21 protein-coding genes and 1 pseudogene are annotated in these 20,162 nt (G+C 69.5%); 12 read left to right on the plus strand and 10 right to left on the minus strand.

Features of this window, described 5'->3' with window-relative positions:
- Nucleotides 1-108: 108 nt before the first annotated feature.
- Nucleotides 109-798: an HAD hydrolase-like protein gene (locus U5640_RS11225; protein ID WP_340375643.1), complete on the plus strand. Its 690-nt coding sequence runs from the start codon at nt 109-111 to the stop codon at nt 796-798.
- A 58-nt stretch (nt 799-856) separates the two neighbouring features.
- Here the strand turns inward: U5640_RS11225 and U5640_RS11230 are convergent, their stop codons facing one another.
- The 8 genes from U5640_RS11230 to U5640_RS11265 all read right to left on the minus strand — a co-directional run bounded on the left by U5640_RS11230 (nt 857) and on the right by U5640_RS11265 (nt 8,142).
- The gene (locus U5640_RS11230) at nt 857-1,426 is read right to left on the minus strand and encodes a class I SAM-dependent methyltransferase (RefSeq protein ID WP_340375644.1); all 570 of its coding nucleotides are present in this window, start codon (nt 1,424-1,426) and stop codon (nt 857-859) included.
- On the minus strand, nt 1,423-2,712 hold the full coding sequence (locus U5640_RS11235) for an MFS transporter (protein WP_340375645.1): 1,290 nt from the start codon (nt 2,710-2,712) through the stop codon (nt 1,423-1,425). Before U5640_RS11235 ends, U5640_RS11230 begins: the two co-directional genes overlap by 4 nt.
- Nucleotides 2,713-2,810: 98 nt before the next feature.
- On the minus strand, nt 2,811-3,764 hold the full coding sequence (gene hemC, locus U5640_RS11240) for a hydroxymethylbilane synthase (RefSeq protein WP_340375646.1): 954 nt from the start codon (nt 3,762-3,764) through the stop codon (nt 2,811-2,813).
- On the minus strand, nt 3,761-3,970 hold the full coding sequence (locus U5640_RS11245) for a hypothetical protein (RefSeq protein WP_340375647.1): 210 nt from the start codon (nt 3,968-3,970) through the stop codon (nt 3,761-3,763). The genes hemC and U5640_RS11245 overlap by 4 nt, the downstream gene beginning before the upstream one ends.
- Nucleotides 3,948-5,939 carry an ATP-binding cassette domain-containing protein gene (locus tag U5640_RS11250; RefSeq protein ID WP_340375648.1) on the minus strand — a complete coding sequence of 664 codons (1,992 nt, stop codon included), beginning with the start codon at nt 5,937-5,939 and terminating at the stop codon, nt 3,948-3,950. Before U5640_RS11250 ends, U5640_RS11245 begins: the two co-directional genes overlap by 23 nt.
- Nucleotides 5,936-6,505 carry an NUDIX hydrolase gene (locus U5640_RS11255; protein ID WP_340375649.1) on the minus strand — a complete coding sequence of 190 codons (570 nt, stop codon included), beginning with the start codon at nt 6,503-6,505 and terminating at the stop codon, nt 5,936-5,938. Before U5640_RS11255 ends, U5640_RS11250 begins: the two co-directional genes overlap by 4 nt.
- Nucleotides 6,506-6,590: 85 nt before the next feature.
- Complete coding sequence (locus tag U5640_RS11260) at nt 6,591-7,721, minus strand: NUDIX hydrolase (protein ID WP_340375650.1); 1,131 nt, start codon at nt 7,719-7,721, stop codon at nt 6,591-6,593.
- Nucleotides 7,711-8,142 carry an NUDIX domain-containing protein gene (locus U5640_RS11265; RefSeq protein ID WP_340375651.1) on the minus strand — a complete coding sequence of 144 codons (432 nt, stop codon included), beginning with the start codon at nt 8,140-8,142 and terminating at the stop codon, nt 7,711-7,713. Before U5640_RS11265 ends, U5640_RS11260 begins: the two co-directional genes overlap by 11 nt.
- Nucleotides 8,143-8,661: 519 nt before the next feature.
- On the opposite strand from U5640_RS11265, the gene U5640_RS11270 reads away from it, so the two are divergent.
- Together U5640_RS11270 and U5640_RS11275 are read left to right on the plus strand one after the other, a co-directional pair.
- Nucleotides 8,662-8,871, plus strand: coding sequence for a hypothetical protein (locus tag U5640_RS11270; RefSeq protein WP_340375652.1), 210 nt, complete (start codon nt 8,662-8,664; stop codon nt 8,869-8,871).
- A complete protein-coding gene (locus U5640_RS11275; RefSeq protein ID WP_340375653.1) occupies nt 8,868-9,752 on the plus strand; it encodes a hypothetical protein in 885 nt (294 codons plus the stop codon). Before U5640_RS11270 ends, U5640_RS11275 begins: the two co-directional genes overlap by 4 nt.
- 3 nt (nt 9,753-9,755) lie before the next feature.
- Here U5640_RS11275 and U5640_RS11280 read toward each other — a convergent pair whose 3' ends face one another.
- Complete coding sequence (locus U5640_RS11280) at nt 9,756-10,211, minus strand: NUDIX domain-containing protein (protein WP_340375654.1); 456 nt, start codon at nt 10,209-10,211, stop codon at nt 9,756-9,758.
- Between the two features lie 998 nt (nt 10,212-11,209).
- Here U5640_RS11280 and U5640_RS11285 point away from each other — a divergent pair.
- The 9 genes from U5640_RS11285 (at nt 11,210) to U5640_RS11325 (ending at nt 19,099) form a co-directional block, all read left to right on the plus strand.
- A complete protein-coding gene (locus U5640_RS11285) occupies nt 11,210-11,644 on the plus strand; it encodes an NUDIX domain-containing protein (RefSeq protein WP_340375655.1) in 435 nt (144 codons plus the stop codon).
- Between the two features lie 36 nt (nt 11,645-11,680).
- On the plus strand, nt 11,681-13,567 hold the full coding sequence (locus U5640_RS11290) for a radical SAM protein (RefSeq protein WP_340375656.1): 1,887 nt from the start codon (nt 11,681-11,683) through the stop codon (nt 13,565-13,567).
- The gene (locus tag U5640_RS11295) at nt 13,564-14,190 is read left to right on the plus strand and encodes a hypothetical protein (protein WP_340375657.1); all 627 of its coding nucleotides are present in this window, start codon (nt 13,564-13,566) and stop codon (nt 14,188-14,190) included. The genes U5640_RS11290 and U5640_RS11295 overlap by 4 nt, the downstream gene beginning before the upstream one ends.
- Complete coding sequence (locus U5640_RS11300) at nt 14,187-14,921, plus strand: hypothetical protein (RefSeq protein ID WP_340375658.1); 735 nt, start codon at nt 14,187-14,189, stop codon at nt 14,919-14,921. The genes U5640_RS11295 and U5640_RS11300 overlap by 4 nt, the downstream gene beginning before the upstream one ends.
- 5 nt (nt 14,922-14,926) lie before the next feature.
- Nucleotides 14,927-15,562, plus strand: a complete 636-nt coding sequence (locus U5640_RS11305; RefSeq protein ID WP_340375659.1) for a hypothetical protein — start codon at nt 14,927-14,929, stop codon at nt 15,560-15,562.
- Between the two features lie 11 nt (nt 15,563-15,573).
- Nucleotides 15,574-16,470 carry a protein kinase gene (locus U5640_RS11310; protein ID WP_340375660.1) on the plus strand — a complete coding sequence of 299 codons (897 nt, stop codon included), beginning with the start codon at nt 15,574-15,576 and terminating at the stop codon, nt 16,468-16,470.
- A gap of 114 nt (nt 16,471-16,584) precedes the next feature.
- A complete protein-coding gene (locus tag U5640_RS11315; protein ID WP_340375661.1) occupies nt 16,585-16,749 on the plus strand; it encodes a hypothetical protein in 165 nt (54 codons plus the stop codon).
- A 104-nt stretch (nt 16,750-16,853) separates the two neighbouring features.
- On the plus strand, nt 16,854-17,774 hold the full coding sequence (locus tag U5640_RS11320) for an HEXXH motif-containing putative peptide modification protein (RefSeq protein WP_340375662.1): 921 nt from the start codon (nt 16,854-16,856) through the stop codon (nt 17,772-17,774).
- Nucleotides 17,771-19,099, plus strand: a complete 1,329-nt coding sequence (locus tag U5640_RS11325; protein WP_340375663.1) for a serine hydrolase domain-containing protein — start codon at nt 17,771-17,773, stop codon at nt 19,097-19,099. The genes U5640_RS11320 and U5640_RS11325 overlap by 4 nt, the downstream gene beginning before the upstream one ends.
- A gap of 195 nt (nt 19,100-19,294) precedes the next feature.
- On the opposite strand, the pseudogene U5640_RS11330 reads toward U5640_RS11325, so the two are convergent.
- Nucleotides 19,295-20,158, minus strand: a pseudogene (locus tag U5640_RS11330) (IS982 family transposase); the annotation flags it as partial.
- Between the last annotated feature and the right edge of the window lie 4 nt (nt 20,159-20,162).

Raw genomic sequence — 20,162 nt, forward strand, 5'->3', positions numbered from 1 at the left:
GTTCGCATCTTTCCAGGACGTCCTGGGACGCGGCAAGATCTTGCGGGACGCCAGGACGTCCCAAGAGGGCACTATTAACAGGCAGTTCACGCTGCATACCCTGGGCAAGTGCAGCTCATCGTGCTCTGGGACGTGGACCACACCCTCGTCGACAACGCCGGCGTCAGCAAAGAGATCTACGCCGGCGCCTTCAAGGCCCTCGCGGGGCGGGATGCCGAGCTGCCTGCGCCGACGGAAGGGCGCACGGACCGGGCGATCATGCATGAGATGTTCGTCCGGCATGGTCTGCCGGTTCCCGGATGGGCCTCGGCGCAGCGGGCGCTGGAGGAAGCGGGGCGGGGCCGCGAGGAGGATCTGCGGCGACGGGGCCGGGTTCTGCCCGGTGTCCAGGAGGGGTTGAAGGCGCTCGCAGCGGACCCCGAGATCTGCTCGTCAGTCCTCACGGGCAACATCGCGGCGAATGCGCGCGTCAAGCTGAGGGCGTTCGGTCTCGACGATCTCCTCGACATGGCCGTGGGTGGGTACGGCGAGGACAGCGAGGACCGGGCCTGTCTCGTCGATGCTGCCCGCTCCCGGATTCACGCCGCCTACGGCGTGGCGCTGACGATGCCGACCGTGCTGATCGGTGACACGCCTCGCGATGTGCAGGCCGCGCATGACGCCGGGGCGCGCTGTGTTGCGGTCGCCTCGGGCATCCACTCGATGGCGGAACTCCGTGCCGCTGGCGCCGACTTCGTCGTTCCGGATCTGACGGATACGGAGGGCCTGCTGGCTCACCTGCGCGCAGCAGCGGCCTGAGCCGGCCTTCCCTGCCACCGGAGGGCCTCGCCGAGGTCAGGATTGGGATCGTGGCGGGTCAGGGGCGCAGAGCGTAGCAGCGCATCGAGTCCAGGTCTTCGCTTCGTACCAATGACCAGGACGCGGTCAGCAATTCCGCCTGCTGCACGGTGATTCCGATCGATTTCCGTTCCTCCGGGAGGCGTTCAGCAAGAGGGGTCACCAGCCAGAGAGTTCCGCCAGGCGGGAGGAGACATCTGATGCGGTCGAGGAAGGCGGGCTTGTTTTTGATGAAGGCGAACACCAGGCGGCAGGTGACAAGGGCGTAGCCGGCGTCGGGAAGCACGCTGATGTCGTCGGTCTCGATGTCCAGCTGCTGAAAGACCAGCCCGTCGCTCCCGTCTTGCTCGGCCTGCGCGATCTTCAGAGCGGCGGAGGAGCAGTCGATCGCCGTTGTGCGGTATCCCAGGTCGGCGTGCAGGTACCGGGCGAGAGCGCCGTCGCCGCAGCCGATGTCGAGCGCGGGCCGGCCGCGGCCGGCGCCGAGGAAGCGGCGGGTCAGCTGCTGTTCCTGAGGGCCGAGGCTGCGGTAGCGGCGTCCCGATGCCCACAGCGGGTCCCAGTACCCGGCCGGGTTGGTGATCGTCATGGGTTGGCGGGCTCCTCGGTCGGGGTCAGTGGGAGGGGGGCGGCGGTGCTGAGCGCGCGGACGGGCGAGTTCCACAGCACGAGGAACGGGATCACCAGGGCTGCGGTGACGAGCGTGAGGGTGGGGCGCAGTCCGAGCAGGGTGCCCAGCGCGCCTGCGGCGAGGGCGGCGAACGGGCGCAGGCTGAAGGCGAGCCAGGCTCCGGTGGCCTGGGCCCGTCCTTGGAGATGGTCAGGTGCCAGTTCCTGGCGGACGGCGCGCTGGAGCCCGCCATGGCACACCGCGGCACCGGTCTGGAGGACCATGCCAGCGCCGATGGCGATCTGCCCGCCGAGCCCGGGGCCGGCGAGGACCAGGGGAATCTGGGCGAGGGGGTTGAGGGCGAGCGCGCCGAGCATCACCCGGCCGGGACCCCAGCGTCGTTCCAGGGGCTGCCAGACGAGGGCTCCGAGGATGCCGCCGATTCCGCCGGCGCCCATGACGATCCCGAGGGCGGTCGGGCTCCAGTGCAGTTCGCGCAGCAGGTACAGCGACCACAGGGCACTGCTGGCGGCCAGGACGAAGGAGGTGGCCGTATTCGACAGCACGATCGAGCGCACGACGGGGGTGCGCAGGGTGTAGGTGAGGCCCTCGCGGATTTCCGCCCAATGGTTGGTGCCCGCTGTGCGGGCGGGTGGCGGGTCCTCGCGGTGCTTGACGCGCCACAGGAGCAGGGCGCTGGCCAGGTAGGAGGCGGCATCGACGGTGACGGCGCGGGCCGCGCCGAGGACGGTGACGAGGACGCCGCCGGAGTTGGTGCCGATCAGGTCGGCCAGGGAGTTGTTGGCGCCCATCTTGGAGTTGCCGTCCTTGATCCGGCCTGGGCCGAGGAGGGAGGGCAGGTAGCTGATGGACGCGTTGCTGCCGATGACCTGCAGGGCGGCCACCGTGAAGGCGACCGCGTAGAGGTGGATCAGGGTGATGCGGGCGAGGAGCTGCGCGGCGGGGAGGGTGAGCAGGACGGCGGCGCAGAGCAGGTCGCAGGTGATGATCACGGGACGTTTGCGGCGGCGGTCGGCCAGGACGCCGGCGTGGAGGGACAGCAGCAGGGGTGGGAGTTTGGAGGCGAAGGAGATCAGCGCGACGTTGAAGGTGGAGGCGTGCAGGTCGACGACGGCCAGGACGGACAGCGCGATCGTGGTCACGCCGCTCCCGGTCACGCTGATGCCCTGCGCGAGCGCGTAGTGCCGGAAGTCCCTGTCCCGCCACAGGCTTCCCCGGGCGTCGGGTTCGGATCGGTGCGGCACGTCAGTGAACTCCCCTCGTAAGTATGGCTTGTTACGGTCCCGCCGTAACGGCATCGCGTCCCGTAGTGGGCTGCCGCTGGCGATCGGGGCCGCGTGGGTCAGCGCGGCAGGAGCCGTTCGACTCCTTCGCCATGCAGCAGCTGGGTGATGTTTTCCACGAGGCCGCCGAGGTCGTCGGCCGGTCCGGTGGCGGCGACGTGGATCGCGTCGTCGCCCAAGGGGTGGAAGACGGCGGCGTCGACTCTGATCCGGTGGGGTTTGTCGGTGTAGTGGGCGTGGACGGAGCAGGCGGTCTGGCAGTTGCCTTTGAGCTGGGCGAGGACGCCGCGTTCCACGGCCAGCAGCCGGGCGGTGGCGGAGTGGTTGATGGCGTCGAGGAGGTGGGTGGCGGTGGTGTCGCCGCTGCGCTGCTCGACGACGAGCGTGCCCGCGCCGGTGGCCGGGGCCAGCAGCGTAGGCGGGATGAGCTGGGTGGCACGGTCCGCCTGGGACACCCGGCACAGTCCGGCGTAGGAGACCACGAGGGCGTCGAGCGGCTTGTCTCCTTCGCCGGCGTCGAGGCGGGCGAGGCGGGGTAGCAGGTTGCCGCGCACCGGCTGGATGGTGAGGTGGGGGTAGCGGGTGCGGAGTTGGGCGATGCGGCGCGGTGCGCTGGTGCCGAGGATGCTTCCGGGTGGGAGGTCGTCCAGGGTGGCGGCGGGCTGTCCGGCGGGGAGGACGAGGGCGTCCCGGGCGTCTTCGCGGGGCAGGACGGCACCGATGATGGTGTCGGTGCCTCGTTCGTGGGGGCCGGGGAGGTCTTTGGCGCACGAGACGGTGACGTCGACGCGCGCGGCGGCCAGGGCCCGGTCCAGCTCGCGTACCCAGACGGCTTTGCCGCCGATCTGGGACAGGGGCCCCTGGTGCAGGTCGCCGGCGGCCTTCATCGGGGCGACGTGTACAGCAACTTGAGGGAAGGCGCGTTCGAGCAGGTCGGCGACGTGGGCTGCTTGGACCAGGGCCAGGTCTGAGTCGCGGGTGCCGATGACGAGTTTGGGCGGCAGGTTGGTCACGGACGGATCCTGTGGTCGGGGAAGTGGGCGGTGAGCAGGGCGACGATCGTGGTGATGGCGAGGCCGGCCGCGATTACGCCGACGCAGCCCAGCAGGTCGCGCAGCGTGCTCCACAACGGGTCGGCGGCCCATTTGCTGGGCCGCCGCGTGGCAGGCCGGGTGGTGTGCGGCGGGTGGTGGCGGTTAGTCGGGGGTGCTGGCGGCATGTGATTCGCCGTTGGCCGAGGGAGTAGGCAGCACCAGCAGTGCGGCGTTGCTGTACTGGTTGGCCTGCATGAGGTACATGCGCCGGTATTGGGAATCAGGCCGCGCCATGAGCTCCTGGTGGGAGCCACTCTCCACGAGGCGCCCTTCGTCCAGGACATAGATGATGTCGGCGTGCTGGACGCCGGCCATGCGGTGGCTGACCAGCACGACGGTCTTGCCCTCATCGGCCAGGCGGCGGATGCGTTCGAAGGACTCGATCTCGGCCTCGGGGTCCAGGGCGGAGGTGGGCTCATCGGCGATGACGAGGCTCGCCTGCCGATGCCGCAGCCGGGCTTGCCCAACCGTCTGCCACTGCCCCCCGGACAGTTCCTGGCCGCCGCGGAACTGCCGGGCCAGCAGGGTGGAAAGACCGCGGGGAAGAGCGGCGGCGAGCTTGTCGGCGCCAGAGTAGGCGGCGGCGCGGGCGATGTCGTCGTCCGCGTTGCGTTCCGGCTGACCGATCTGGATATTGGTCCGCAGAGTGAAGGGCCAGCGCTGGAAGCCCTGATCGAGAGCGGCCACGTGCCGGAAGATGTCCACCCGGTCGGCCTCGACAAGATCGGTTGGCCCCCACAGGACGCGGCCGGCAGTGGGCCGGTGCAGCCCGGCGAGGAGCTTCACCGCGGTGGACTTGCCGCTGCCGTTCGCGCCGACCAGGGCGATGACGGCTCCGCGCGGGAAGGTCAGGGTCACCTCGCGCAGGGCGGGAGTATCGCGGTCGGGGTAGGTGAAGGACACGTTGTCGAAGGTGACCTGGTCGGGAAAGTCGCTCACGCGCTGGCCGCCCGTGGGGATGGCCCGGCGTTCGGCTTCCTCACGGAAGCGGTCAAGGTCGCGGACGTAGAGGGACTCCTCGTGCAGCCGCAGGACGTTGTCGACGAGGACGCCGAGGCTGGCGGAGCCGCTACGGATCGCGAGGGCGGCCGTGGCCACGGTGGCGGCGCTCATGTGGCCGGTCAGCCACAGCGCGCCCAGGCCCGCGAACGTGGCCGCCGAGGCGAGGCCGGCCATGGCCGCGGCGATCAATTCGGTGACCGCGCGGCCGTCGGCAAGACGGGTCTGTTCGGCCTCGGCGGTCTCGCCCATCTCGTGGAAGTGATCGAGCAGGAACGGGCCGACCTGGTGAACACGGATCTCCGTGGCGGATTCCCGGGCGGTGATGAGGTTGTTGACCAGACGCTTGGCCCGCTCATGCTCGATCCACTGCATCCGGGAGGCGTAGCGGCGCTGGGCCACATGCATGGCTCCCCAGCCACGGGGCAGCGCGATGAGCAGCAGCAAAGGCAGCAAGAGGGGGCTGAGGACCGTAACCACGCCCGCCGCGGCGACAAGCGAGAACACACCGTTCACCACGGCCACGCAGATGCCGATCATGGTGCGGGAGGACTGGGCGCCGAAATAGGCCGAGTCCAGGAGCGTGCGGAACTCGCCGTCTTCGATGGCCTCAAGTTCCGCGTGGGCGGCGCCCTCCAGGAACTGCTCGGTGGCCAGCCTCTCCACCTTCGGCTCAAGCCGCCCGGTCCCCGCCGTCGACAAGCAGGCCAGGACGGTGCCGACCACCGCGATGATGCAGCCCGCGATCAAGGCCGGCAGGGCGGCGTGCAGCCGGGAGACGTTGTCCCCGTCCTTGAGGAGGGCTTGGATGACCTGGTTGGTGACCAGCAGCCCGGCGCCCTGGGTGATGCTCTGGCCCACCTCGGCGATCCCGATGGTCAGCAAGGCGCGGCGGTCCGCCTGCCAGGCCAGGCGCAGGGTGCTGCCCACCAGGGCCGGCACCATCCGGGCGGCCTGCGCGAATTTGGTGTCCAGCCGCGCGTACTCGTGGCGTACCCATCCGAGGTTGTAGCGCAGCGCCCCGCCGAAGAGCGCGGCCTCGGACTCAGAGACGGTCTGTTCCGTCTTCCAGACCCGTTTCAGGAGCCGCTTCATCGCGCCTCCGATACGGCCGGGCCGGGCAGGAGGTGGGACGTGCCGTCGATCAGCACGGCCGGCACGCCCGAGAGCAGCGCGGTGTGCGCCGCCTGGATGCGGCGGGCGAGGCGGTGCGGCAGCCGCGCGAGGGCCTCCTCGACGGGCAGGAACTCGGCGGCTCCGATCTCCCCGTCCACAAAGCGCAGGGACTGTGTCTGCTGGTCGGTGAGGGGACCCACGTGGAACACCGTGACGACCATGGCCCGCCCGTACCGGGCAGCGGGGACCTGGTCCAGGACGAGGAACCGGCCGATCGGCACGCCGGTCAGGTCGAGTTCCTCGGCCAGTTCACGTTCCAGGCCCTCGATCTGCGTTTCGCCCGCCTCCACCATGCCGCCGGGCATGTCGAAGCCGTCCTTGTAGGTCGGGTCGACCACGAGAATCCGGCCGTCAGCATCGGTGATCAAGGCGGTGCAGGAGGCCATGGGCGCCTCGACCTGGGCCCAGTACGCCCGTTGCTCGTCGGTGACCACGCGGTCAGGGCCGCCGACCGTCTGTGCAGCGGTGTCAGGTTCGCCGGACATGAGAGTCCTCCTCCAGGGCCAGAAGGGCAGTGCAGGGCATCGCGCCGGCAGGACTCCGGCACGAGGTGGGCGTCACGTGCGGACGTCAGGGCAGGAGGGCCGCCATGCCCGTGTGGGGAATCTCGATCGCGGCCTGCGGCGCACTCAACGGAATTCCCCAGCGGGCTGCTGCCGTTTGGGCCGCGTACTCGGCCTGTTCGGCCCCGGCGCGTCCGAGGCCGAGCAGCTCGCTCGCCTGCACCGGGCTGACCAGCAGCCGGCCGTAGGTGATGCCGGTCGCAACATCCGGAGCGGCGGGCCCCAGGGAGTCGATGCGTGCGACGTACCGTGCCCGGGCGTTCGCCCCAGTGTCTGGGCCGTAGACCGCGCCGTCCGGATCGTGGAGGTAGCCGAGGTAGGCGGCATCGTGCAGGCGCAGCGCCGCCTCTTCTGCGGCTTCGCGCAGAGCCGCCGCCTTCGGCCCGTCGTCGTCCATTTCGACCGTTCCGCCCGGCAGGACGACATGGCCGTCGCGCGGATCCACGAGGACGACGACCCTGCCGAGCGGATCGAAGGCCCACACCCACGCTTGCTTCACGGGAAGGCTAGCGGCGGGCTCCATGGCCGGGTGCCAGGCGATGTCCTGGTAGCCGGTCGCAATGCGCGGGACGACGTCCAAGCGCTGCAGCGCCTGTCCGAGCCCGGCCGTCTCTCCGTCTTCCAGCACGGCGGGGCCGGAACGGTCGATCCGGGCACGCAAGGCAGCGAGCATCCGTCGCCGCTCGATCGGGCGCATCCTGCGTGCGGCCTGCGCCGGCGGAAGGAAGTGGAACGAGGTGATTTCGTCTTCGGGCAAGCGAATCCGGGCGATGTCGCTCTCCTCCAGGACGCCGCCGTCCCAGATGGAGACGGTCTCACCGGGGAAGCCGTGCACCTTTCCGAACTCCGGATGGCCCTTGCTGACCCAGTCGACCGCCAGGAGCTGGCTCACGCTGACGGACAGACCGAGTTCCTCGGCCACCTCGCGCACCGCTGCGGCCGATGGCTGCTCCGCCTGGTCCACGCCCCCGCCGGGCAACAACAGCTTTCCGGGCCGGTACGCGGGATCCAGGAGCAAAACCCTGCCCTCCGCGTCGGTGAACAGCACCGCGGCCCCGCCCCAGAAGACCGCGCGTGAACTCGCATAGTCCTCCGGCGCCATCAAACCCACCGGCTCACGCACCTCCTCAGCAGGCATCGGGCCACCCCAGCGTGCTCGCGGTCTGGCCCCGCTGAATACAGATCAGGGCCTGGCGGGTGTAGCGCACCAATTTCTCCGGCAGCTCGGAGAGCGGCCACCACCGCCACTCCGCGCACTTGTCCGGTTCCGCAACACAGGGTCGGCCCGAGTACTGCTTGGCGGTGAAGAAGACTTGCAGCCGACTCTGACCGGTTTCGGGATCGTGGTCGTGAACGGTGTGCGCGACCACCAGGTCCTCCTCCGCGAGGGCGATGCCCAGCTCCTCCCGAGCCTCACGGACCATGCCGGCAAGGAAAGACTCCCCGTCCTCAAGATGGCCAGCGGGGACGTGCCACCATCCGTCACACCAGGCAGTGCCCGCACGCAGGCCGAGCAGCACCCGGCCCTGCTCGATCAGAACCAGGTGAAGTCCGATCACGGACCGGTATGGCAATGCCTTCTCCTCCTCGACATAGCGGTGCGTTCGGAGGGCAGTTGACCGCGCGGGCCACAGGGCAACTGCCCAGGCACAGGGTGATCCGTGCTGCGAACGTGACAACTGATGAGCACGCGGCCTTGTGACAGGCGACGGAATAGGTTCGGTCAACGCCCCAGCAGGAGCGTCGGGGTGATACCGACGGCGCCTAGCAGGCAGCACACACGGCACAGCGGGCCTCCCGAAGCATGAGGAATTCAATGCGTACGCCGCCTGTGACCGCAGCGACTCGGGTGCCCGTTGCCGGACTCCGCCGAGTCTATCCAGCTTGAGCCGTAAGGGTGTTGGGCGAGTCCGTGTTCTCGACGCTTCCACTCGTTGCGGTGCTTCTTCGAAGCCTGGGCGCGTCGAGGCGTGCGAGGGCAGGGCTGCCCGCGCTCACCGCTGATGGGAACAGCCGTGACAGCCCTACGTCCCCAACACATTGCGGAACTCGGCGCTCGCATGGACGAACACCAACGCATGCGTATGCTGCCCACGGCCGAGCAGCCGCAGGAGTACCTCAGTCCGTTGCGCACCATCGACGCCGGCAACACCGCCGTGCTCTCCCGCACAGCCGACGAGTTCAGCCGACCGGGGATCGACCTGGTTGACAAGACGAGTCCTCACGGGACGAGGCTGGCGACCATCTCCGGATGCGGCTCCGCCTGCTTGCTACGGTCCCGGATATGACGCTTCCTGTGCCTCGCTCCGTTGATCTACGCCGAGAACCGATTGGCGGGGTGCTGGACCGTGTGGAGCGGTCGCTGCAGCTGCGTCTCGACCGGGAGACGGTGGTACGCAAGCGCCGGACCATCGGGGCTCGAACGGACCGCGATACATGGGTGCGCATCGAGCGGCGGGGGTTCGACCGGATCGGCGTCCAGGGATGGAGCGGCCCCGAATCCGCTGCTGTACTGAGCGGGGTAGTCATGCCCTCGTGGTACGCAGGGTGTGCGTGGCGCGAGCCGGGTGAACCGGTGATGTGGCGCGCGGATGAGATGGAACTGGTCAGCGCCGCGCCGGTTGGTCAAGCCGCTGTCGTGATCGAAGACCCCCGTCTCCCGGCTGAGTGGTGGTCCGCGCTGAATGCCTCACTGGACGCCCTTGCCGCCCAGTCGGCACCTCGCCTCGCTACGCCGGACACTCAAACCATCACGCAGGAGCTGGTGACAGCAACCCTCGGGGATGCTTTCCCCGAGGTGACCGACACCGCGGTGAAGGAGTGGCTGCCGGCCCACGCCGACCTGACGTGGGCAAACGTGACCGGCCCGCAGTTCTGCATGATCGACTGGGAAGACTGGGGCATGGCGCCACGAGGGCTGGACGCGGCAACGCTATGGGGCCATGCCCTCGCCGTCCCGGCCTTGGCGAAGCGCGTGTGGAGCGAACGTCGGCCAGACTTGGAGACCAGGTCCGGCCGGCTGATGGCCCTGTTCGTGTGCGCGAAGATCGCGGGGCCACACGCGCACCCCGAGGATCCCCGGCTGGAGCCGGCCAGGAAGGAAGCCGCGCGGCTCATTGCTGACCTTCACGACGCCGGGCAACGCCTCCGGGGCAGCTGCCCGGACTGACCGTCATCCGACCTCTGGCCAGCCGTCGAACGAAAGGATCGGGCCGCCGTCGAGGTGCCGCTTGACGGCGACCAGGGTGGTGCGTGTGAACGGTTGCGGCAGGTCGTCCGGAGGCACCCAGGCGATGGTGTCGTGTTTGTGCGGCTCCGCATTGTGGGGAGTACCGCTCCACCGGTCGGTGTGAAAGACCAAGGCCATGAACATCCCGGGGACCTCCGCTCCCCAGGAGCCGTGCACGACGTGGACGAGGCGCAGGTCCGCCTCGGTGGCCACGATGCCCGTCTCCTCCTTCAGCTCCCGTACCGCAGTCGCGGTGATCGGTTCCCGGGGCTCGCCTTTCCCACTGGGGACATCCCACTCACCAGGCGCGAAGTCCAAGTGGCGGCTGCGCCGCAGGATGAGGAGTCTGCCGCTATCCGGATCCGTGACGAGAACAGCAGCGATGAGCCGCGTCGTCATCGGCTCGCTCTTCCACCGGGCCGCCGGCTGATCGGACTCAGTCAAATCGCCTTCCTCCAAACGATCTTAAGGTGTGGGAGGGATACATCCAGCGAAGGGATCAGCCAGTCTGCCGCAGAAGCCGTATGGCTCGCCTCGCCTTTTCGCCGCAGAGCCCGCTGGTCGAAACTGGTACCCCTTTCCCGACGCTTTCGATGCGACCCGACCGCGAGGTGCGCAAGCGGCTCGGCGGCACGTTCAGCCTCCGGCCCGTCTGACCGCAGGCGCATCCGCGGGGCCCGCGCCAGCTGACGGTCACCGTGGCCGTGATCTTCGGCCTTGGGCCCCTCCGTCCCACACCATGGCTACAGCCATCGAACAAATGGCTGAATCACCCGCATGAAAAGGCTCAACACCCCACGTCACCGGAGATAGACTCACCAACGTCCGGCAACGGGCACCCGAGCGTCGCGGTCACAGACGGCATTGGACAGGATTCGTCGTCCCCTGGAGCGCCGCCTCGTGACGTACACGCGCACGCTTATGCCAGAGCCGACTCGCCGGCGAACTCACCCCTGCTGGCGTCGGGCACCTCAGCGCGGATCCGGGCCGGCTGGAGGCCGCCGTACGCCAACTGCCGGCCTTGGCCTGATCCGCCTCACCGAGCACTCTGCTGCGCGGCCCGACACAGAGGCCGCGCCCCTCGGCCGATGCGCTGGAGCCCCAGCCACTCCTGCGGGGGAAGCAGATCTGGTTCCGGCTCAGCGGCACCGCCGCCGAGGGCGGCGAGGAGGGGTGGTGCCGACGCACGGCAAGGGCTGCCGTTTCAGCCCATCTCGCCTATTCCGTAAGCCAGTTCGACCATTTTCAGGCTGTCTTGATGTGCGTTCGCGCGGCCTAGACTCAAGGTCGTTTGCCCGGCGTCGGCCCTCCGTCATCAAGGGGTGCCTGCCGTGCGCCCTGGCTTTGGGCGCCGCCGGGTGCGCGACCGATTCCATCGAATGAAGAAGGGTGTTCTCGTGCCCGAGAAGGTCACCAAGGACAAGGTGCTGTGCTACGTCGTGCGTGACGGGAAGCTGCTGGTCTTCCGGCACACCGACTACAGCTACGAGGAGGTGGGCATCCAGGTCCCGGCCGGCAGCATCCGCGAGGGCGAGACGCCGGAGGCGGCGGCGCTGCGCGAGGCCCGCGAGGAGACGGGCCTCAAAGACTTCAAGATCGTGCGGAAGCTCGGCGAGGCCGAGTACGACATCAGCCCCTACCGGTTCGAGCTCCAGCACCGGCACGTCTTCCACCTGGAGCTGACCGAGCCCACCCCGGAGCGCTGGATGAGCCAGGAGGATCACGACGGGCAGCAGGAGCCCACGCACTTCGAGTGCTTCTGGATCCCGCTGGAGGCCGCCCACATCCTGCAGTCCGGCCAGGGCGCCCTGCTGGGTCGCCTGTACGACTGATCCCCTGCCGGTCACGGCCATCCCGGGAGGCAGCCGATGTACCGCACCAACGAACAGCACGACCCGATAGCCCAGCTGTACCGCGGCCTGGACACCCAGGATACGGACAGCGCCGTATCGGTGATCTTGAAGTTACGCGGTGAGACCTGCGACGTCGACTGCCTGTACTGCTACGAGAAACGCAAGGAGGCCCCGGGCGGAGCGCGGATCGACGCCGGCCAAGTGCGCCGGCTTGCCGAGCTCTTCCGGGGGCGTCCGCTCGCTGTCGAACTCCACGGCGGCGAGCCGCTGACCGCTGGCCGCGACCACGTCGCCGACGTCCTGCGCGAACTCGCCGCCCAGCCCACCGTGGTCCGCGTCTCCCTCCAGACCAACGGCGTGAAGCTGGACGAAGAGTGGCTGGACCTCTTCGACGCCCTGTACCCGGACCTCCAGATCGGCATTTCACTGGACGGGGACGCGACGGGCAACGCCTGGCGTGTCGGCTACGACGGCCAGCCGGTCTACCCGCGCGTCGCCGCCGCCCTGCGGCTGCTGGCCGCTCGCGGCAGGAGGGTGGGTGTGATTGCCGCGGTCACCCCGCTCGTGCTCGGCCGCGCGGCGGCGGTTCTGCACCACCTCGCTGGGTTCGAGGCGGTCAACGCCGTCAGCTTCGTGCCCTGCTTCGACGCCTCCGTCCAGCGTCCGACCACCGCTCAGGGGCGGCGCCTCCCGGCGAGCCGACTGCTGCAGGAAGCTGCGGTCCGCGGTTCCGATGGGCCCGCGTGGGCGATCAGCCCGGCTGAGTACGCCGAGTTCACGCTCGCCGCGGCCGTTCACTGGATCGGCGCCGGGTATTTCGCCCGCCTGAAACTGGAACCGGCCGTGTCCACCATCCGGCGGCTGCGCGGGCTGGACAGCGGCTTCTGCCACTTCTCCAGCATGAAGTGCGACCACGTCTTCACGCTCTACCCGGACGGACGGCTCGGCAGTTGTGACGAACTGCCCTGGCCGGAGGCCAAACTCGGACGCCTGGACCGGATCCCCGACGAGGCGGTGGTTGTCGCCGCTCAGCGGCGGCTTCCGCTGCTCAACGCGGGCAAGGCCCTGATGGAGCGGTGCACGACGTGCTCGTACCGGTCCGCGTGCGGCGGCGGCTGTGTGGCCACCCGATGGCGCCAGGACCAGGCCGAGGACCAGGACGCCTACTGTGACTACCGAATGCGGGTGATCGACGGCATCGCCGCGCTCCTCGCCCAGCCCGCTCACCCGGCGGGTGTCTGGTGCCGCACGGTGCGCTGGCGCCCCCGCAGCCCGAACAGCATGCGCAACGTCGCAGCGTTCCTCGCCCGTTGGGATCGCGTCGACGCCCATCGCGCCCCGGTGCGGCTGCACACCAGCGCGCACGGCAATATCAACACCGTTGGCCTGCCCGGCGTGCACGAGGCCGACGATCTGGACCCGGCCCACCCGCAGTGGCACGAAGCGATCGAGCCCGGCGTCCGCCCCCTGGTCGACGCCCTCACCCGATCGTGGGGGCTGGTCACGTACGACAGCTGCCAGGGCCACCCGTACACCGGCCTTGACCTTCCGCCCGCCGAGCGCCGCGTCGGCATCCTCCCCCGCGACCGAGCCGAGTACGCCCAGGCTGCCGCGGCTCTGTGCCGGGCGGTCACCGCAGCGGCCTCTAAGCTGCCCGCCCCGGTGCAGGTCACCGTGGGGCGGGCTGAGTTGACGTGCGAGACCACCGGGGCCACAACACCCGTGCTCGACCTGGCGCTACACCCGGCCCTCGAGCACGACTGGCCGGCGTACTTCCAAGCCCTAGAGGCGGCCACCCACCTCGTCGCGGACGCACTGCATAGTGAACGACCCGCCGCAGGCGACGCCTGCTGCTGCCCGGTCCCGCAGACGACTGCCCCTACGAAGGAGGGGCCGGCGTGAGCAGTGCCACCGACGCGATGACGATTCACCAGTTACTGGGGCGGATCGTGTACTTCCACGCCCTATTCATCGAACCCGCGCTCCAGCCCGGCCCATCGCCCGGACCAGGCCCGGCGTGCTGCAATCACCGTGCAGCACCATGCCGCCAACCCACCGTCGGCGAATTGCTACCGGACTCCGCCTGGGCAGCCCTCATCGAAGCCGCCGCCACCCTCCCGGCTCATCACACGTCATGCCCGCAGACCGGCAGCGGGTGCTGCGCCACCTGCCGCGTCGCTGCCGCATCAGGGACGGTCGCCGTCGGATGGGCACGGACCGAGTACCGCACCTACCAGCGGACCGATCCCACAGAAACGCTTCTGCGCTCTTGCGCCCGCGCAGCGGCGGCCCGGCTCGGACGGGCCTTCGCCGCCCAGCACGCCGTCTCGTGCCCTGCGCTGGACCAGCTGACCGTGCCGCAGGAGCTGCCCAGCTCCGAGGAGCTGCCGCTGACCGGCGAGCTGTTGGCCCTGTGGGCCAACCCGACCGACACCACCCGCCGCCCTGTGGCCAGTTGGCTCAACCACTGCACCGGCCTGGACGACGTCCGCCGCGTGCTAGAGACGAGGAGGACCGGCTCGTGATCCACATAGCCGAGACCGTCGCGGTCGGCAGCATCGAGGACTTCTTGCATCCCGAGGAACGCGCCCAACTCGCCGCCATGATGAACGCTTTCCTCACCGAGGAGAACCGCGCCCACTTCGGCACACAGCGGTCCAGCTCTATCCACGAGATCCCCGGCCACTCTCACGAGCAGGCCATGGCCGTCTACGAGCCGGCCGGCCGAGTCGAGGTCCCCAAGATCCCGGACGAACCCGAGAGCCTGCTCCAGCACGCCTTCGACCGCGCCCGCCCCGCCCTGTCCCGCGTCATGCCGTCGATCACGGCCTGCCGCCCGTGGACTTACGTCGAATACGGCCCCGGCCAGCACATCACCGGCCACCTCGACGGGATCGCCCCCGACCCACTCGCCTGGCCCCGGCAGATCGCCGGCATCAGCGTGATCATCCACGAGGCTGAGGCCGGCGGCGCGTTCTACGTCGAAAGCACCTCCAGCGACCGCCTGTGGAACACACGCCTGCACCACGACACCCAGGGCCACGGGTATGCGGACGGCATGTGGCTGGCCCACGACGGCGCCGACCACTCCGCCGACTGGTACGCAGCCATGCCCCGCACCCGATGGAGCGTGAATCCCGCACAGGGCACCGCCCTGCTCTACGGCTCCCAACTCACCCACGGCACCGAACCGGTCACCCATGGCCGGGTCGCGAAGTTCATCAGCTGGCTCATCGCCGAGAAACCCGAGGGGTGAGGCCCGTGCTGCTGGCCCTGGAAGGAATTGCCGGAGCCGGGAAGAGCACCCTGCGCGACCGGCTCCTGGCCGCCACCGCGGCCGACGATCGCGCCCTCGGGCACATCGGCCAATTCTCCTGGCTGTCGCTGCCGGCCACGCGCACCATCATCGGCCTGCGGGCCGGCCGCCCGGCGGCCACCGCCGAACACGCGGTCGCCGCCGCCCGGTTGGACCTGGAGCTCCACGCCCGCCACAACCTGGCCCCCGCCCTGTCCCTGGGCCCGGTCGTCGCCGACCGCCTCATCCTCTCCACGGCATGCCTGCTCGCCCTGCTCCACGACCGCCCCGTCACCGACTACGTGAAACAACTCGCCGACGTGAAGGCCGCCAGGGCAGAGCTGACCGTCCTCCTGACCACCGCGCCTGAGCTGTGCCACACCCGGCTCTCCCACCGGGCCACCACGCGCCGCTTCGGCGAGGACCCGCCCGCCGCCGCCCGGCTCGCCGACCTGTACGAGCAGGCCGCCACCGCGTGGACCGAGGCGACCGGGCTGCCTGTGCTGCGCCACCCGTGCACCAACGAGCCCGACCTCGACCTGCTGACCGCCGACTGCCTGAACCAGCTGCGCAACGCCGCCCCGCCCACGGCGCACATATGAGGAGCCGCCCCATGGACCTGCACCCGATGCACCCCGCTGCCTGGGTCCTCGACCAGCTCCGCCACGACGGCTGGCACGTCCACGACCTTCTCTCCTTCACCCGTGCCAGCACCCTGGTCCTCGCCAGCCACGACGATGCGCCCCCGGTGGTCCTCAAGGCCGGCTTCGGCAGCAACCACGTCCTGGCCGAACTCGGCGAAAGCGCCCGCAAGGCCGCCTACGGTTTCTACTGGTACGCAGAGATGACGGAAGCCGAACGGGCCCTGACCCGCGAGGACTTTCGCCATGAGATTGCCGTCACCCGCGCCGCCAAAGGCGCGCAGCACGTCGTACCGCTGCTGGAGGAGGGCAGCACCGACCGGTTCGACTGGTACACCATGCCCTTCTGCCCCGGCGGCAACTTCCGCTCCCATCTCACCGCCGCCCCGACTCTCACCCCTGGCGAGAAGGCTGCCGGGCTGGGCCTCCTGGCGGACGTCGCCGAGGGCCTGCGCATCCTCCACGAGCGCGGAATCGTGCACCGCGACGTGTACCAGGAGAACATCCTCATCCACGATGGCCACGGGCTGATCACCGACCTCGGCGCCGCACGCCACACCGACACCCCGTGCGGCCCCACCGCCCGCAGCCCGGAAGTGCACTGGCCCCCCGAGTACGCCACCTCCTACAACCGCGCCACCCCGGCCGCCGACGCCTTCAGCCTTGCCGTCCTGACCTACCGCTTCCTGTGCGAGGACATCCCCCGGCACGGCCACTCCCGCCTCGACGCCGCCCCAGCGGATCTGCGCGTGCCTATCTCGGCCGCGCTCGCCCCCACGCCCGAGGACCGGCCCACCATAAGCGAGCTGCGCGACGCCCTGCGCCGGGCGGCCACCCCCGCCGCCGCGCCGGCCCCGCGCAGCCAGTGAACCCACCACCGCCCGGAAGGAGACCGCGATGCCCACCGCACGTCCGCCGCCGCACCACCTGGCCCCAGAAGGTGCACCGCCCTATCACCCCTGATCGGAAGGACGAGCACACTCATGACCGACGACCGGATCAGCGAGTTCCTGGCTGCCGTGGACGACCTGCGCGGCGACGACACCACCGTCCGTACCACCGCTCACACCTCCAGCGTCTCCGCCGAGGGCTGGCCGACCACCGAGGCCCCCACGATGACCGAGGCCCCCGCAGGCACCAACGCCTGAACACCACGCACCACACCGGCAGCACATCGCCGGTGAGCACCTCCTGGGGCCGGCCCGCCAAGGGCCCGGCCCCAGGCCCAGCTGCTGTCGGAAGGACCCGCCCTGTGGACGCTCCCGCCACTGCCCTCTCCTTCGCCCCCATTCAGGCCCAGCACCGCGACCGCACCCGCCGGATCCGCACCGTCCTCAAATCCGCCGCCCAGCGCCAGGCCGGCACACCCGATTCCGCAGAATCGGCCGCCGACTACTGCCTGGCTCACCATGTCCTCGAAGGCGCCGAGACCGCCGCCCGCGCCCGCGACACCGCTACCTTCGACTGGTACGGCGCCCACCCGGACACGAACGCCCCGGCGCTGTCCACCTCCACCGTCATCGGCCCGCGTATCGTGGTCGCGACCGACCCGGATCGCATGCCCCGCTCGGCGATCTCCGAGACCCCCTACTATGTACTGGGTCCCGGCACCGTCTCCGCCCCACCGGACCTGCGGGAACTCGCCGCCGCCGCGTACGCTGTCGGCGTCCGCCACGGTTTCGCTGGTCTGCTCGCCAGCCACGCCGTCGTCCTGTGCCTGCTGCACCGCAAGAAGCTCGGTGACACCCTCGACAGCTGGACCATCACCCGGCTGCCCGGCACGATCTACTGCGACCACGTCGACGAACCCGTCGTGCTCGCCCGCGACCTGATCCACGAAGCGGGCCACAACTGGCTCAACGACGCCCTCGCCGCCACCGCCTGCAAGATCAGCGAGGAGACCACGTTCTACTCCCCGTGGAAGAGGACGATGCGGCCCGCCTTCGGCTTCCTTCACGCCTGCTTCGCCTTCCCCCTCACCATGATCTACACCGCCCGCGTCCTGCCCTCCACCAGCGGCGATCTCCACCGGTTCCTGTCCACGTATCTGGACCAGCAGCGCGGACTGCTCGCCGGAACCGTCGACGACCACGCCCACGCGCTCGGCCTGATCACCGATCCCGACCTCCGCCGACGCCTGCGCACCGTCCACCACGAGGCGATCGGCCTGTGAGCCTCGACCGCACCCCGACCCCAGTCACGGACCGACTGGCTCAGCCCGGCGTGATCCTGCTGGCTCATCCCGCCGACGGCCCGCGAGTCCAAGCGCACACCGGGGCGGCCAGTCTCGAACTCGCCGTGCCCATCGGGGAGAACACTGCCTTCAACGCTGGCTCCATCGCCAAACAGATCACCGCCTACCTGTGCGTACGCGCTACCCGCGACGGCCTCCTCGCCCTAGACAGGCCGGTGCGCGACATCCTGCCCAACTTCCGCATCCCCGACGTGACCGTCGCCGACCTCATCCGGCACCGCGGCGGCATCCGGGACGCCGAAACTCTGCTGTCACTGGCTGGCTTCCGCGACCTCGACCACTACACAGCCGACGACCTGCTCCAACTCGCCTACCGCCAGCAACGCCGAGCCGTTGAGCCTGGCCGCTTCCTGTACAGCAACACCGGCTACCTCCTCCTTGCGGAGGTCCTGACCCAGGTCCACGGCGCCGGGCTCCAGCAGATCGCCGACCGGCAGGTCTTCACGCCCCTCGGCATGACCGCGACCCGCTTCAAGACCGATCCCCGCGATGTCATCCCCGGTGCTGCCGCCAGCTACCACGTCACGGCCGACGGCTGGCAGCACCAGCAGCGCCCGGTCGCACTGCCCGGCCCCGGCTCCCTATGGTCTACCGCCGCTGACCTGGACCGCTGGCTCGAACACCTCTGGGAGGATTGGAACGAGTCAGCCGACGACGGACTTCCGCACGGGCGCCACATCGACTACTGGCCCAGCGACCACCCGCCGTTCACGTACGGGCCCGGGCTGTATGCCGACACGAGGCCCGGCCGAGCGACCCTCTTCCACTACGGCCACGAGCAGGGCTTTTCCGCCGCCGCACACCTCACCCGCGCGGGGCTCCGCGTCATCTGTCTATCCAATCACGCCGGCATAGACGCAGCCCAAGTATCTGCCGCTGCCCGCGCCGAACTCGCTAGCACACTCGATTCCGATCTGTCCAAACTCCTGCACCACCAGCCCAGCCCCCCACCTACCGTCGCGAACAGGAGCGGCGCCGACACGCCACATATCCCGCTCGGCACATACACGTGCGACGAGGTGCCCGGCACCCTACGCCTGACGTGCAGCAAGAGTTCGCTCTACCTGTGGCGCAGAGGAACCCACGACTGCCTTACCCGCACCGGGGCCGCGACGTATGCGGCGAAGGGCTACAGGCTCACGCTCCCGACTGCGCCAGCCGACGATAGCGCCTCCATGCCCGACAGCTTCATACTCGATCTCGACCGCGCGCCAGGACTGCGATACCGGCGGCAGCCGGACTGACCAAATTCCCACCGCAACCGCGTAGGTGGCTTCACAAGGTCCGCGAGGCCCTGGAGACCGGCGTATGGCCGAGATGTCACTCCATCTTGCCCTCGAAGACGAAAGCGATGACCGCTGTTCACTAGATGATCTAGTCCAAGGGGTCAGTGATCCGTAGGCGATCAGTGAGCGTAGGACGGTTTGTCCGGTGGCGTCGTTGTGCCAGATCACGGCGGTCAGCGCGAGGATGCGTTGCATGACGCGGGCTATGACACCTCCGGGTGTGCGTCCTCGGTGCCGTTCGAGGTCAAGCTGTCCCTTGAAGGTCTCGTTGATCGATTCGATGATCTGTCGCAGCGGCTTGAACAGGGCTGCGCCAGGCCGTTCCCGTTCACCTTTACGGGCAGGCCGCAGTAACTGGACTCCATGCTCGGACAGTTCGCGTTCGAAACCACGGCCGAAGTAGTTCTTGTCGCTGATGAGAGTCTGTCGGGGGCGCTCTCGCAGATGCTCGCATTCGGCGGCCAGGAGGTCGAGGAGGGTCTCGCGTTCGTCGGCCTTGGCCCCGGTCAGGGCGAAGGCGATGGGCAGGCCCTGAAGGGTGCAGACCAGATGCAGGCGCAGGCCCCAGAAGAAGCGGCTGTGGCTGGCGCAGTAGCCGTATTCGGCCCAGCCTGCCAGGTCGGAGCGTTTGACGGTCTCGCGGGAGCGGCCGCATTCCACCGGGGTGGAGTCCACGACCCATACGTCGTCGCTCCACACCGCGGTGGTGGTGGCCAGGATCCGGTTGACGCTTCGCATCAGACCGGCGGCCTTGCGCAGCCGCTTGTTGTAGCCGGGCTGCTGGGGCAGGTAGGGGAAGAGGTGGCGCAGGTGGGCACGGGCATGGCGGAGCCATTTGGCCTCGGAGGTGTAGCCGAGTATGGCCTGCATCGTGGCGAGGGTGACCAGTTCGGCATCGCTCAGGCGGGGCGTGATGCCGACCGGCGGGCGCCACGGCGCCAGGTCGGGATGCTCCTTCAGGATGTCGTCGGTCGTCGCATAGAGTGCTGTCGCGAGGGTGTCCACGTCGTTCGTCACAAAA

It is taken from the genome of Streptomyces sp. SS7, from assembly GCF_037993025.1.
In the GTDB taxonomy this organism is placed as follows: domain Bacteria; phylum Actinomycetota; class Actinomycetes; order Streptomycetales; family Streptomycetaceae; genus Streptomyces.